At 71.0% G+C, this 11,992-nt stretch carries 15 protein-coding genes; 8 read left to right on the top strand and 7 right to left on the bottom strand.

The window, feature by feature from the left end; translation table 11 throughout:
- Positions 1-63 precede the first annotated feature (63 nt).
- Positions 64-801 (top strand): TetR/AcrR family transcriptional regulator, encoded by a 738-nt coding sequence (locus ACFYNU_RS27370; protein ID WP_356594148.1) that lies wholly within the window; start codon positions 64-66, stop codon positions 799-801.
- A 168-nt stretch (positions 802-969) separates the two neighbouring features.
- On the top strand, positions 970-1,998 hold the full coding sequence (locus ACFYNU_RS27365) for an endonuclease/exonuclease/phosphatase family protein (RefSeq protein ID WP_356594146.1): 1,029 nt from the start codon (positions 970-972) through the stop codon (positions 1,996-1,998).
- Positions 1,999-2,082: 84 nt separating this feature from the next.
- On the opposite strand, the gene ACFYNU_RS27360 is transcribed toward ACFYNU_RS27365, so the two are convergent.
- Positions 2,083-3,843: an NAD+ synthase gene (locus ACFYNU_RS27360; RefSeq protein ID WP_356594144.1), complete on the bottom strand. Its 1,761-nt coding sequence runs from the start codon at positions 3,841-3,843 to the stop codon at positions 2,083-2,085.
- 106 nt (positions 3,844-3,949) lie between these two features.
- Positions 3,950-4,369, bottom strand: a complete 420-nt coding sequence (locus ACFYNU_RS27355; protein WP_356594142.1) for a CBS domain-containing protein — start codon at positions 4,367-4,369, stop codon at positions 3,950-3,952.
- Positions 4,370-4,480: 111 nt separating this feature from the next.
- Between ACFYNU_RS27355 and ACFYNU_RS27350 the strand changes: the two genes are divergently transcribed.
- Positions 4,481-4,978, top strand: coding sequence for a DUF5990 family protein (locus ACFYNU_RS27350; RefSeq protein WP_356594140.1), 498 nt, complete (start codon positions 4,481-4,483; stop codon positions 4,976-4,978).
- A 74-nt stretch (positions 4,979-5,052) separates the two neighbouring features.
- Here ACFYNU_RS27350 and ACFYNU_RS27345 read toward each other — a convergent pair whose 3' ends face one another.
- From ACFYNU_RS27345 to ACFYNU_RS27335, 3 genes are all read right to left on the bottom strand, one after another.
- Positions 5,053-5,730 carry a DUF305 domain-containing protein gene (locus ACFYNU_RS27345; protein WP_356594138.1) on the bottom strand — a complete coding sequence of 226 codons (678 nt, stop codon included), beginning with the start codon at positions 5,728-5,730 and terminating at the stop codon, positions 5,053-5,055.
- Entirely contained in the window at positions 5,727-6,374 is a 648-nt protein-coding gene (locus tag ACFYNU_RS27340; protein WP_356594136.1) for a DUF3105 domain-containing protein, read from the bottom strand. Before ACFYNU_RS27340 ends, ACFYNU_RS27345 begins: the two co-directional genes overlap by 4 nt.
- Positions 6,375-6,454: 80 nt before the next feature.
- Complete coding sequence (locus ACFYNU_RS27335; protein WP_356594134.1) at positions 6,455-6,892, bottom strand: hypothetical protein; 438 nt, start codon at positions 6,890-6,892, stop codon at positions 6,455-6,457.
- Positions 6,893-7,051: 159 nt separating this feature from the next.
- On the opposite strand from ACFYNU_RS27335, the gene ACFYNU_RS27330 reads away from it, so the two are divergent.
- From ACFYNU_RS27330 to glnA, 4 genes are all read left to right on the top strand, one after another.
- Positions 7,052-7,579, top strand: a complete 528-nt coding sequence (locus ACFYNU_RS27330; RefSeq protein WP_356594132.1) for a MarR family transcriptional regulator — start codon at positions 7,052-7,054, stop codon at positions 7,577-7,579.
- A 107-nt stretch (positions 7,580-7,686) separates the two neighbouring features.
- Positions 7,687-7,980, top strand: coding sequence for a metalloregulator ArsR/SmtB family transcription factor (locus ACFYNU_RS27325; RefSeq protein ID WP_356594130.1), 294 nt, complete (start codon positions 7,687-7,689; stop codon positions 7,978-7,980).
- Positions 7,977-8,363: a VOC family protein gene (locus ACFYNU_RS27320; protein ID WP_356594128.1), complete on the top strand. Its 387-nt coding sequence runs from the start codon at positions 7,977-7,979 to the stop codon at positions 8,361-8,363. The genes ACFYNU_RS27325 and ACFYNU_RS27320 overlap by 4 nt, the downstream gene beginning before the upstream one ends.
- 197 nt (positions 8,364-8,560) lie before the next feature.
- Positions 8,561-9,922, top strand: coding sequence for a type I glutamate--ammonia ligase (glnA, locus tag ACFYNU_RS27315; RefSeq protein ID WP_356594126.1), 1,362 nt, complete (start codon positions 8,561-8,563; stop codon positions 9,920-9,922).
- Positions 9,923-9,930: 8 nt separating this feature from the next.
- Here glnA and ACFYNU_RS27310 read toward each other — a convergent pair whose 3' ends face one another.
- Positions 9,931-10,569, bottom strand: a complete 639-nt coding sequence (locus tag ACFYNU_RS27310; RefSeq protein ID WP_356594124.1) for an NAD(P)-binding domain-containing protein — start codon at positions 10,567-10,569, stop codon at positions 9,931-9,933.
- A 116-nt stretch (positions 10,570-10,685) separates the two neighbouring features.
- Between ACFYNU_RS27310 and ACFYNU_RS27305 the strand changes: the two genes are divergently transcribed.
- On the top strand, positions 10,686-11,096 hold the full coding sequence (locus ACFYNU_RS27305; RefSeq protein ID WP_356594122.1) for a helix-turn-helix domain-containing protein: 411 nt from the start codon (positions 10,686-10,688) through the stop codon (positions 11,094-11,096).
- On the opposite strand, the gene ACFYNU_RS27300 is transcribed toward ACFYNU_RS27305, so the two are convergent.
- Positions 11,078-11,866: a sulfite exporter TauE/SafE family protein gene (locus ACFYNU_RS27300; protein ID WP_356594120.1), complete on the bottom strand. Its 789-nt coding sequence runs from the start codon at positions 11,864-11,866 to the stop codon at positions 11,078-11,080. The two genes, ACFYNU_RS27305 and ACFYNU_RS27300, sit on opposite strands and share 19 nt — an antisense overlap.
- Positions 11,867-11,992 lie beyond the last annotated feature (126 nt).

The following is an 11,992-nucleotide window of genomic DNA, read 5'->3' as shown; positions in this document are numbered from 1 at the left end:
GCGAGAATCGGCGCGCGGGTGCGGCCCGCACGGGGTGGTGGGGGCGGTACGAAGGGTGAGGCATTGCGGGACCAGGAGAACGGCCGGGAGCACGACCAGGGGCACGACCGGGAGCCGGTCCACGGCCAGGAGCGGGAGCCCCGGCGGGGCCGCCCGCGCAGCGAGGCGGCCGAACGCGCCATCCTCCAGGCCGTGGTGCGCCTCCTTGAGGAGGGCGAGCCGCTGGCCGGGCTCTCCATCGAGCGCATCGCACGGACGGCGGGCGTCGGCAAGGCCACCATCTACCGGCGCTGGAGCGACAAAGAAGAGCTGTTCATGGATGTCCTGCGCCACATGGAGCCGCCCGAGCCCGTCCTCTCGGGCACCTCGGGCCTCTCCGACATCCACGCCGCACTGGAGTCCATGCGCCGCCGCGGACTCGCCCAGCGCAACTCGGCCCTGCTGCACAACGTCTTCGCGCAGATGAAGACCCACCCGAAGCTGTGGGGCGCCTACCAGAGCACGGTGATCGAGCCGCGGCGTGTCGCGGTCATGGCGGCCGTGCGCCGCGCCGTCGCCGCCGGTGAACTCCGCGCGGACATCGACGCGGAACTGATCGAGGAACTCTTCGCCGGCCCCATGCTCCTGCGGACCATCCACCGCAAGGAGGCGCCGCTGGACGACGATCTCTCCGAGCGCATCATCCGCGCGGTGCTCGAAGGCCTGCGCCCCAGGGACCCGGGCGAGGAGTCGGGCGCGGAGTCGGGCGGGGACACGGCCGGGGGTACGGCGGCGGATTCCGGCGCCGGCCCGGGGCGCTGAGCATGCGTGTTGCGTCACAGCGGCCCGGTGGCCACCCTGATCCGGAACCCGGGGCCCCACGCCGCGCGTCCTTGAGCCCGTACGGCTGTCGGGGGACGGCAGATAAAGCGCCCGTCATCGCCTAGGGTCGAAGGCGGGCGTGCAAGGCAAGGCAGTGAGGGCAGCGGAATGACGCAGGAGTACACGGCTGAATCCCGGGTGGACGGGGCCGAGGACAACGACCCTCCCAGGAAGAGCCGGTTGCGGACCCTCGCCGACCGCTGGCGCGGCGACCGCGGCATCTGGCGCCGTGGCATTCTCCTGGCGGTGCTCTCCGTCCTGACGGCGCTGCTGATGATCCTGCACGCCCAGGTCCCCAACCGCATCGGCAACTTGGGCTCTCTGATGGAGACGTTCCTGCCGTGGCTGGGGTTGCTCGTCCCCCTGATCCTCCTGGGCGCGCTGCTGCGGCGCTCCGCCACCGCGCTGATCGCGCTGCTGCTCCCGGCCGTCGTCTGGGTCAATCTCTTCGGCGGGCTGATCCTCGACAAGTCGGGCGGCGGCGGTGATCTGATGGTCGCCACGCACAACGTGAACGCGCAGAACCCCGACCCGGAGGGAACGGCGCGACAACTCGTCGAGTCCGGCGCGGACGTCGTGGCGCTGGAGGAGCTGAAGGCGTCGGCGGTTCCCACGTACGAGAAGGCGCTGGCCGGGACGTACAAGTACCACTCGGTGCAGGGCACGGTGGGGCTCTGGAGCAAATACCCGGTGACCGGCAGCCGTCCCGTCGACATCGGGATGGGCTGGACGCGCGCGATGCGCGCCACGGTGACCGCGCCGCAGGGCGAGATCGCCGTGTACGTGGCGCATCTGCCGTCCGTACGCGTCAAGCTGCACGCCGGCTTCACCGCCAACCAGCGCGACAACAGCGCCGACGCGCTCGGCGAGGCGATCGAGGCCGAGAAGATCCGGCGGGTCGTGCTCCTCGGCGACCTCAACGGCACGATGAACGACCGCTCCCTGAAGGCCGTCACGTCGCAGATGCGCTCCACCCAGGGCGCCGCCGGCGACGGTTACGGCTTCAGCTGGCCGGCGGCGTTCCCGATGGCGCGGATCGACCAGATCATGGTCAGGGACGTCGAGCCGATGTCGTCGTGGACGCTGCCCCGCACGGGCAGCGACCATCTGCCGATCGCCGCCCGTATCGAACTCTGAGTGCGGGCGGGCGCGTTCGGACGACCGGCCTCGGGCGGTCGGCCCAGGGCGCGTCGGTTCCGGGCGGTTCCGGCGGGGCCGGTCCTAGGCGGTCGGTGACTCCCGCCAGCGGTTGGTGATCGGCAGCCGCCGGTCCTTGCCGAAGCCCTTCGCGGAGATCTTGGTGCCCGGTGGATACTGCCGCCGCTTGTACTCCGCGGTGTCCACCATGCGCAGCGTCCTCGCCACCGTCTCCGGGTCGAAGCCCGCCGCGACGATCGCGTCCTTGCCCCGGTCCCCGTCGACGTACATCTCCAGCAGCCGGTCCAGCACGTCGTAGTCCGGCAGGGAGTCCGTGTCGACCTGGCCGGGGCGCAGTTCGGCGCTCGGCGGCTTGGTGATCGAGTTCTCGGGGATCGGCGGGGTCTGGCCGCGCTCCTCGGCGGCGCGGTTGCGCCAGCGGGCGAGCCGGAAGACGGTCGTCTTGTAGACGTCCTTGATCGGGCCGTACGCGCCGACGGAGTCGCCGTACAGCGTCGAATACCCCACCGCCAGCTCGGACTTGTTGCCCGGCGCCAGCACGATCTGGCCCTCCTGGTTGGACAGCGCCATCAGCATCGTGCCGCGCAGCCGCGACTGGAGGTTCTCCTCCGCCAGCCCGGTCAGACCGAGCGCGTCCATGTACGCGTCGAACATCGGCTCGATGGACACGGTGCGGAAGTTGAGCCCCGTACGGCGGGCGAGTTCGGCCGCGTCGCCGCGTGAGTGGTCCGAGGAGTACTTGGACGGCATCGAGACGCCGTACACGTTCGCCGCCCCGAGCGCGTCGCAGGCGATCGCGGCGACGAGGGCGGAGTCGATGCCGCCGGAGAGCCCGATCAGGACGGACCGGAAGCCGTTCTTCGCGGCGTACGCCCGCAGGCCCACCACCAGGGCGGAGTAGATCTCCTCGTCGTCGTCCAGCCGGTCCGCGTATCCGCCGGCCAGCTCCGGCTCGTAGGCGGCCACGGGCTCCTCGGACAGGACGACGTGGTCGATACGCAGACCGTCGTCCACGGTGCCGCCCGGGGGCTCGGCGGCAGCCGCGGGCAGTTCGAGGTCCAGGATCACACTGCCCTCGGCGAACTGCGGTGCGCGCGCCACGACTTCGCCGTCCTTGTCGACGACGATCGAGTCGCCGTCGAAGACCAACTCGTCCTGGCCGCCCATCATCGCGAGATACGCGGTGACGCAGCCGGCCTCCCGGGCGCGTCTGCGGACGAGTTCGAGCCGGGTGTCGTCCTTGGCCCGCTCGTACGGCGAGGCGTTGATGGACAGCAGCAGCCCGGCACCGGCGGCGCGGGTGGCCGGGACCCGGCCGCCGTCCTGCCAGAGGTCCTCGCAGATCGCGAGCGCGACGTCGACGCCACGCACCCGGACGACGGGCATGGTGTCGCCGGGCACGAAGTAGCGGAACTCGTCGAAGACGCCGTAGTTGGGCAGATGGTGCTTGGCGAACGTCAGCGCCACACCGCCCCGGTGCAGCACGGCGGCGGCGTTCTGCGGGGAGCCGGCCGGGCGGCCGATCCGCGGCCGGTCCCGCTCCGAGCGGTCGAGATAGCCCACGACGACGGGCAGTTCGCCGAAGCCCTCGGCGGCGAGCCGCGCGGCGAGCGCGCGCAGCGCGTCGCGGGACGCCTCGACGAACGACGACCGCAGGGCCAGATCCTCGACGGGGTAGCCGGTCAGCACCATCTCGGGGAACGCGACGAGATGCGCGCCCTGTTCGGCGGAGTGCCGGGTCCAGTGCACGATCGCCTCGGCGTTGGCGGCGAGATCGCCGACGGTCGAGTCGATCTGATTCAGGGCGAGACGTAGTTGAGGCACGCCCCCCACTGTAATCGTCTTTCTGACGCGATGGGGTGCGTACAGGTGTGTGGGCCGCGCCACGGGGCGGCGGCCCCACACCCTCGCCGGGGGTCCGGCCGGCGGCTCAGCCGCTCGCGTACACCCGCTCCATCCACGTGGCGATCTGCGCGTCTGTCAGGTGCTGCGCCAGGTCCGCCTCGCTGATCATGCCGACCAGACGCTTGTTCTCGATGACCGGCAGCCGGCGGATCTGGTGCTCCTGCATCTCGTGGAGCACGGCGTCCACGTCCGCCCCGGCTTCGATCCAGCGCGGTGTGCCCCGGGCCATCTCGGCCGCGGTGACCTTCGCCGGGTCGTGGCCCCGCGCCACACAGCCGACGACGATGTCGCGGTCGGTCAGGATGCCGGTCAGCCGCTCCTCGGTGTCGGCGATGGGCAGGGCGCCCACGTCCAGGTCCCGCATGAGCTGCGCGGCCCGGTCCAGGGTCTCGTGCGAGGGGATCCAGTCGGCGCCGGAATGCATGATGTCTTTGGCGGTGGTCATGGGGTTCGTTCCTCCTGAATGCCGTCCGCCCCGAGCGCCCCCATCGTCATGGGGCCGTACGGGTGTACGCGACCGCTGTCACCCGAACGGGTGAAAGGAGAGGTGAGGGGCATGGCACTGCTGACCCTGCGGATTCTGGGCCACGACCTGCCGGGCACGGAGTGCGGCGGGTTCCGGCACATCCATGTCGGCGCCCAGCGCGGCGGGCAGCCGGACCAGTTGGTGTCCGGCGGTGCGACGGGCGCGGTCTTCGAGATCCCGGTCGAGACGGGCGAGACGGTCGAGACGGGCCGGACGGGCGGGGCGGCCGTCGCGGTGCCGGACTTCCGGGGGCCGTACGTCCAGGGGCGGCGCGGCGCGCGCTTCGTCTATCTGACGTGGGGCGAGCTGCCGCCGGGCGGCGGCTTCGAGATGTTCCGGCGGGCGAAGATCTTCCTCGCGGACATACCGGGGGAGCTGCTGGGGGCGGGCACCGTCGAGACCACGCTCGGGCTGACCGACGCGGCCGGTATGCCGCTCTGCGCGGCCGTACGCCCGCCGATGATCACCTGGACGGCCACGACCCCCGCGACGGCCTCCCGCACCGCCCGTACCTCCCGTACGGCCTGAACGGCGCCGCCCCCGGCCGCGGGGACGGATCCCTGCGGCCGGGGGCGGCGGCGATGTGTCCCGCCGTCGGACGGTCAGGAGCGCGGCTTCGCGCCCCGGGCCTTCAACAGGTCGGCCATCAGGTCCAGTTCGGACTGCTGGGCCGTCACCATGCCCTCGGCCAGGGCCCGTTCGGTGTCGACCTCGCACAACTCGGCGCAGCCCTGCGCCATCTCGACGCCGCCGATGTGATGATCGGTCATCAGCTGGAGGTACAGGACCTCCGCCTTCTTTCCCTTGGCGGACCGGAGCGTGTCCAGCTCCGTCTTCGTCGCCATGCCGGGCATCAGCGAGCCGTCACGGACCTCGTGGCCGCCGTGATCCATGCCCTCCATGCCCTCCATGCCCGCGTGCTCCCCGGCCTCCGCCATCCAGGCCATCGGCTCCTGGTCGGTGGAGATCTTCGGCAGCTTCCACATGTCCAGCCAGCCCAGCAGCATGCCGCGCTGGTTCGCCTGGGTGTTGGCGATGTCGTACGCGAGGCGGCGCACCTCCTCGTCGTCCGTGCTGTCCCGCACGAGGAACGACATCTCCACCGCCTGCTGGTGATGGACCGCCATGTCCCGCGCGAAGCCCGCCTCCGGCGAGTCCGACGTGGGTGTGGCCGCCGCACGGGGCGAGTCGTCCGGCCCGGCGGAGGCGACGGTGGCCGCGCCGGCGAACAGCAGCGCCAGGACGACCGCGGTGATGGCGGCCCAGCTGGTGCGGGTCACTGGGCGCCCATTCCACCGGTGCAGGCCGCACCCGGCTCGGGCGTCTGCGGGCCCTGCACGTACTTCGAGAAGAACTGGCTGACGCGCGGGTCCTTCGCGCTGTCCACGGTGACCTGCTTGCCCCACGCGGTCAGCATGATCGCCCCGGCCTGCTCCTTCACGGGGCTCATCAGCGTGTACTGGGTCTTGCCGACGAGGTCGCCGAGTTCCTTCACGTCGCCCTCGGGCGCCTTGTCGTTGTACGTCACCCAGACCGCGCCGTGCTCCAGCGAGTGCACCGCGTTCACGTCCGGGATCGCGTCCTTGTAGACGTCGCCGGCGCAGTTCATCCAGACCTGGTTGTGGTTGCCGCCTACGGGCGGGGTCTGCGGGTACTCGACCGCCTCGGAGACATGGTCACGGCCCAGCTTCTTCGCGTCCCAGGACTTCTCGCCCTTGACGGGCTGCGCGGCGGCCTGCTCCTCCTTCTTCTGGTCCTCGGACTCCTTGTTCAGCACGAACGCGCCGAACCCGACGAGCGCCGCGACCACGACCGCGCTCGCGGTGATCGTGATGATGCGGTTACGGCGCTCACGCGCGCGCTCGGCCTTGCGCATCTGCTCTATTCGGGCCTTGCGCTCGCTGCTCTGGGTCTTGGAAGCCATGGTGTCTGTTTCGTCCTTCTCGAAAACCTGCGGAACGGGGGTGGGGGAAGTACGGGAACCCGGTGGGGGCGCGGGCCCGGCTACGTCCGCAGTACTTGGAGGACGTGGAGATCCGGCGCGCGGGGAAACGCTCCGGAGCGGGACACCTGGCCGGTGCTGGGCGGGAGTTCGAGGCGCGCCGGACCCACGTCGTCGGTGCCGAGCGGGTCGGCGGGGTGCGGCGCGGTGAGCACGGCCGGACTGAGGTGCGGGATGAAGCGGCAGCCGTCGCGGTCGTACGGGCAGGTGTACTCGGGGCCCGCGGCCGGCCGGGCGGCCGTGCCGTCCATGTCCGTACGGAGGGTGATGCCGACGCGCGCGGTGTGGGAGGCCGCTTCCGCCGTCACCGTCGGTGGCGACGACACCCGGTGGTGGGTGTCGGCGGGGCCCAGACAGACGGAGAGCGCGGCGAGCAGCGTCACCACGGCGCTGAGCAAGGCCGTGGGACGCGCGTCGCGTATGTGGCGTCGTCCCCCCATGGGCGCAGATCGTAGTCCGTACAGGTGGCCGAACAGGAGAGCGCAGGGGGTACCGAGTCCGGAACGTGGCTGTGGGCGCGCGTGCTCTTCGGTGGGGACGGCGGTACGGACGGCGGTACGGAGCGGGTCCGCCGACGCCCCGGCACGGTACAAAGAGGCATGGCCGACCCTCCGGAACCCCAGCCGCACGAGCCCGACGTCGACGATGTGACCCGGGCGGTCCTGATCGCCTCCCGGCTGCTCGTCACCCTGTCCGTCCGCTCCCTGGCCACGGTCGAGGACCGGGTCACCCTGCCGCAGTTCCGGCTGCTGAAGGTCCTGTCGGCCCACGGCGGCGCCAACCTCGTCTCGCTGGCCGAGCGGCTCGGGGTGAACCCCTCCACCGCGATGCGCATGGTCGACCGGCTCATCACCGCCGGGCTGGCCGAGCGGGGGGTCAACCCGGCCAACCGCCGCGAGACCGTCCTGCGGCTCACGGACGAGGGCCGGACGCTCGTGGCGGACGTCTCGGCGGCGCGCAGACGCGAGATCACGGCGATCGTCGAGCGGCTGGCCACCGAGCAGCGTACGGCGCTCGTGGAGGCCCTCACGGCGTTCACGGAGGCGGGCGGGGAGCGGCCGATGCCGGGGGACGACGGGGAGCCCTACCCGCTGGGCTGGTCGGACACCGCGGCTCCGCTCCACTGAGGGCGGGTCGGGCGGGCGCGACCGCCGGGCACGGGTGGCGGGGCGAGCGACGGGGCGAGTGGCGGGTGCGATTGATAGGCAAGTGAAAGCTTGCCTATGCTGCCGTCATGTCCGATGATGTGTTCAAGGCCCTGGCCGACCACACCCGTCGCACGATCCTCGACGAGCTGGCCGAACGCGACGGTCAGACGCTGTTCGAGATCTGCGGACGGCTGCTGACGAAACACCGGCTCAACACGTCCCGGCAGGGCGTCTCGCAGCATCTCGCCCTCCTTGAGGCCGCCGGCCTCGTGGAGACCCGGCGCGAGGGCCGCTACAAATTCCACCACCTCGACACGAGGCCGCTCGAACACCTCACCGACCGCTGGCTCGCGCCCGAACGATCAGGAGAATCCCCGTGAAGATCAATCTGTCCAGTGTCTTCGTCGACGACCAGGCCGCGGCGCAGCGCTTCTACACGGAGGTGCTCGGCTTCCGTACGAAGAACGACGTTCCGGTGGGCGACGACCGCTGGCTCACCGTCGTGTCACCGGCCGAGCCCGACGGCACCGAGCTGCTGCTCGAACCGTCCGGGCACCCCGCCGTGAAGCCCTTCAAGGAGGCGCTGGTCGCGGACGGCATCCCGTACACCTCCTTCGCCGTGGACGACGTCCACGCAGAGTTCGCGCGCCTCCAGGGGCTCGGTGTGCGCTTCACCCAGGAGCCCGTCGACATGGGTCCGGTGACCGTCGCCGTCTTCGACGACACCTGCGGCAATCTCATCCAGATCACCCACGGCGGCTGAGCCGCGGGCCGCTCACGCACCCCGTCCACCGCCGATGCCCCCGGACGAGCGCGTCCGGGGGCGCGTGTCCGACAATGCTTTAGTACGCCGGTGTGCAACCTTCCGGAAATCGTGTGGTGTCATGCTCGGGTGCCCCGGTGTTCCCGGGAGCGTGGGAGCAGGCGGCCTGACCGGCAAGGATGGGTAGGACAGCAGACATGGACAAGCAGCAGGAATTCGTGCTCCGTACCCTTGAGGAACGCGACATCCGGTTCGTACGCCTGTGGTTCACCGATGTGCTCGGCTTCCTCAAGTCGGTCGCCGTCGCCCCCGCCGAGCTTGAACAGGCGTTCGACGAAGGCATCGGGTTCGACGGCTCGGCGATCGAGGGCTTCGCCCGGGTGTACGAGTCCGACATGATCGCCAAGCCCGATCCGGGGACCTTCCAGATCCTGCCGTGGCGCGCGGAGGCCCCCGGCACCGCGCGGATGTTCTGCGACATCCTGATGCCCGACGGCTCACCGTCCTTCGCGGACCCGCGCTACGTCCTCAAGAGGATCCTCGCCAAGACCTCGGACCTCGGCTTCACCTTCTACACCCACCCCGAGATCGAGTTCTTCCTCCTTAAGGACAAGCCGGTCGACGGCACCCGCCCCACCCCCGCCGACAGCTCCGGCTACTTCGACCACACTCCGCAGAACGTCGGCATGGACTTCCGCCGCCAGGCGATCACGATGCTCGAATCCATGGGTATCTCCGTGGAGTTCAGCCACCACGAGGGCGCCCCCGGCCAGCAGGAGATCGACCTGCGGTACGCCGACGCGCTCTCCACCGCCGACAACGTCATGACCTTCCGGCTGGTCATGAAGCAGGTCGCGCTGGAGCAGGGCGTGCAGGCGACCTTCATGCCCAAGCCGTTCAGCGAGTACCCGGGCTCCGGCATGCACACCCACCTCTCCCTCTTCGAGGGGGACCGCAACGCGTTCTACGAGTCGGGCGCCGAGTACCAACTCTCCAAGGTCGGCCGGTCGTTCATCGCCGGACTGCTCAAGCACGCCGCCGAGATCTCGGCCGTCACCAACCAGTGGGTCAACTCCTACAAGCGCATCTGGGGCGGCTCCACCCGCACGGCGGGCTCGGGCGGCGAGGCCCCCTCGTACATCTGCTGGGGCCACAACAACCGCTCCGCCCTGATCCGCGTCCCGATGTACAAGCCCGGCAAGACGGGCTCCGCGCGCGTGGAGGTCCGCTCCATCGACTCCGGCGCCAACCCCTATCTGACCTACGCGGTACTCCTCGCGGCCGGCCTCAAGGGCATCGAGGAGGGCTACGAACTCCCGGCGGGCGCCGACGACGACGTCTGGGCCCTGTCCGACGCGGAGCGCCGCGCGATGGGCATCGAGCCGCTGCCGCAGAACCTCGGCGAGGCGATCTCCCTGATGGAGCGCAGCGAACTGGTCGCCGAGACACTGGGCGAGCACGTCTTCGACTTCTTCCTCCGCAACAAGAAGCGCGAGTGGGAGGAGTACCGCTCCGAGGTCACGGCCTTCGAGCTGAAGAACCTGCTGCCGGTGCTGTAGCCGGAGGTTCAGCGGGCGACCGACATCGCGAACGGCACCGGCCCCCACGCGCGGACCAGGCTGCCCACCAGCAGCAGGAACGCCTCCGGGGCCCGTGCCGTCCGTACGTCACCGAGATCGACGATCCACTCCGGGGGCCAGCCCAGGTCCGCCAGGAGGGCGGCGACCGTCTTCCTGGCCCCGGCGTCGTCGCCGGACAGGAACGCCGACGGCGGGGTCGCCAGGGTGCGCGGGGCGGCCATCACCGAGGCGTGCATCGTGTTGAGGGTCTTCACCACGCGTACGGCGGGCAGCGCCCGTTGGATCTCCTCGGCGAGACTGCCGCCCGGGTGGAGGGCCGCCGTCGCGAAGCCCTGGGCGTCCGTCTCCACGGCGTTGGCGACATCGACGAGGATCTTGCCCGTCAGATGGGGCGCGAGGCCCGTGAGGACGGCCAGGGAGGCCGTGCCGGGCAGGGTGTTGACCACGAGGTCACCCGCCCGCGCCGCGTCGGGCAGGCCGGTGACGCGTACGCCCGGCAGGGGCCCGCCGGCGGCGGCCCGCAGCGGGTCGCGGGAACCCACGACGATCTCGTGGCCGGCGTCGCGCCAGGGGCCCGCGAGGGACCGGGCGACGGTGCCGGAGCCGAGGACGGCGATGGTGGTCATGGTGGCTTCGCTCCTTGATCGGTGGTGATCGTGCCGCTGGGACGCGACGTTAGGCGGCGCTACCGTGGGGCGGGCAGTACGCACTTCGAAGTGCGGTGCGTACCTGGAGGAGAGCCATGACGACCCGCAGTGCCGCCCAGCGCCGGGCCGACGCCCGCGAATCCCATCTGGTCCGGGTCGCGGAGTGTCCGGCCAACCGGCTGCTGGAGCGCATCGGTGAGAAGTGGTCCGCCCTGGTCCTCAAGGAACTGGCCGACGGACCGCGCCGGTACGGCGACCTCGCCCGTACGCTCGCGAGCGCCAGCCCGAAGATGCTGACGCAGACGCTGCGCCGGCTGGAGCGCGACGGTCTGCTGACGCGCACCGTCACCCCGGCCGTGCCGGTACGGGTGGAGTACGCGCTCACACCGCTGGGGCAGAGCCTGATGCCCGTCCTGAACGCCCTGTCCGGCTGGGCCGAGCGGAACGTCGGACAGGTCGAGGCGGCGCGGGAGTCGTACGACGCGGCTCAGCGCAGCAGGAGTTGAAGTCCGCCCAGCACCGTCGCGCCGATCACCAGGCGTTCGAAGACCCGTTGGTCGATACGGTCCACGCACAGCTTCCCGACGACGGCGCCGGGCAGGACGAACAGCACCAGCAGCGCGTCCAGCAGCAGTGAGTCGCGGTCGATCAGCCCCAGCCCCACGCTGAAGGGCACCTTCGTGGTGTTCACGATCAGGAAGAACCACGCGGACGTGCCGAGGAAGCCGAGCTTGCGGAAGCCCGCCGAGAGCAGGTAGAGCGACATGACGGGGCCGCCGGCGTTGGCGACCATCGTCGTGAAGCCGCCGAGCACTCCGTAGGAGCGCGCCTTGACGCGCCCCTTGAGCGACGCCGTCTCCTCCGGAGCGGTCTCCTCCGGCGAGTCCTCCTGTGGCGCGTCCCGCGCCGGTGCCTGACGCCGCCGCCAGACCGTGACGCCCGCCATCAACAGAAGGATCGACCCGATCGAGACGCGCACGGCTCCGTCGTCGGCCCACACCATGAAGACGGTGCCGATCACCACACCCCCGGCGACCGCCGGGAACAGCCGCCACAGCGTGGGCCAGTGCGCGTGCCTGCGGTAGGTGAGGACGGCGATCGCGTCGCCCACGATGAGGATCGGCAGCAGCACACCCGTCGACTCGCGGGCCGGCAGCACGGCCGCGAACACCGCGAGGCTGACCGTGTTGGCCCCGCTGACCGCCGTCTTGGAGAAGCCGACGAGCGCGGCTGCCGCGGCGAGCGCGACGAATTCCCAGCTGCTGATCGTGTCCATGGCGAAGACCCATGCTACGACCACGTGTCCAGGGCCCCTCAGGCGAGCCGGAGGGCACCGCGCCGGTGCCGCGCCGGAAGCACATCCACCGCGTCGGCGTTCGTCGAGCGCCGCCCGCACCGACAC

This window comes from Streptomyces sp. NPDC006643 (genome assembly GCF_042870175.1).
In the GTDB taxonomy this organism is placed as follows: Bacteria; Actinomycetota; Actinomycetes; order Streptomycetales; family Streptomycetaceae; genus Streptomyces.
The sequence above is the reverse complement of the archived record's forward strand: the minus strand, read 5'-3'. Positions and strand labels throughout refer to the sequence as shown.

What these genes read in the sequence shown, in the direction of transcription:
- ACFYNU_RS27335 (WP_356594134.1), bottom strand. Translation starts at nt 6,892, where the DNA reads ATGGGGGGACGACGCCACATACGCGACGCGCGTCCCACGGCCTTGCTC.
- ACFYNU_RS27365 (WP_356594146.1), top strand. Translation starts at nt 970, where the DNA reads ATGACGCAGGAGTACACGGCTGAATCCCGGGTGGACGGGGCCGAGGAC.
- ACFYNU_RS27325 (WP_356594130.1), top strand. Translation starts at nt 7,687, where the DNA reads ATGTCCGATGATGTGTTCAAGGCCCTGGCCGACCACACCCGTCGCACG.
- ACFYNU_RS27350 (WP_356594140.1), top strand. Translation starts at nt 4,481, where the DNA reads ATGGCACTGCTGACCCTGCGGATTCTGGGCCACGACCTGCCGGGCACG.
- ACFYNU_RS27355 (WP_356594142.1), bottom strand. Translation starts at nt 4,369, where the DNA reads ATGACCACCGCCAAAGACATCATGCATTCCGGCGCCGACTGGATCCCC.
- ACFYNU_RS27340 (WP_356594136.1), bottom strand. Translation starts at nt 6,374, where the DNA reads ATGGCTTCCAAGACCCAGAGCAGCGAGCGCAAGGCCCGAATAGAGCAG.
- glnA (WP_356594126.1), top strand. Translation starts at nt 8,561, where the DNA reads ATGGACAAGCAGCAGGAATTCGTGCTCCGTACCCTTGAGGAACGCGAC.
- ACFYNU_RS27330 (WP_356594132.1), top strand. Translation starts at nt 7,052, where the DNA reads ATGGCCGACCCTCCGGAACCCCAGCCGCACGAGCCCGACGTCGACGAT.
- ACFYNU_RS27305 (WP_356594122.1), top strand. Translation starts at nt 10,686, where the DNA reads ATGACGACCCGCAGTGCCGCCCAGCGCCGGGCCGACGCCCGCGAATCC.
- ACFYNU_RS27310 (WP_356594124.1), bottom strand. Translation starts at nt 10,569, where the DNA reads ATGACCACCATCGCCGTCCTCGGCTCCGGCACCGTCGCCCGGTCCCTC.
- ACFYNU_RS27300 (WP_356594120.1), bottom strand. Translation starts at nt 11,866, where the DNA reads ATGGACACGATCAGCAGCTGGGAATTCGTCGCGCTCGCCGCGGCAGCC.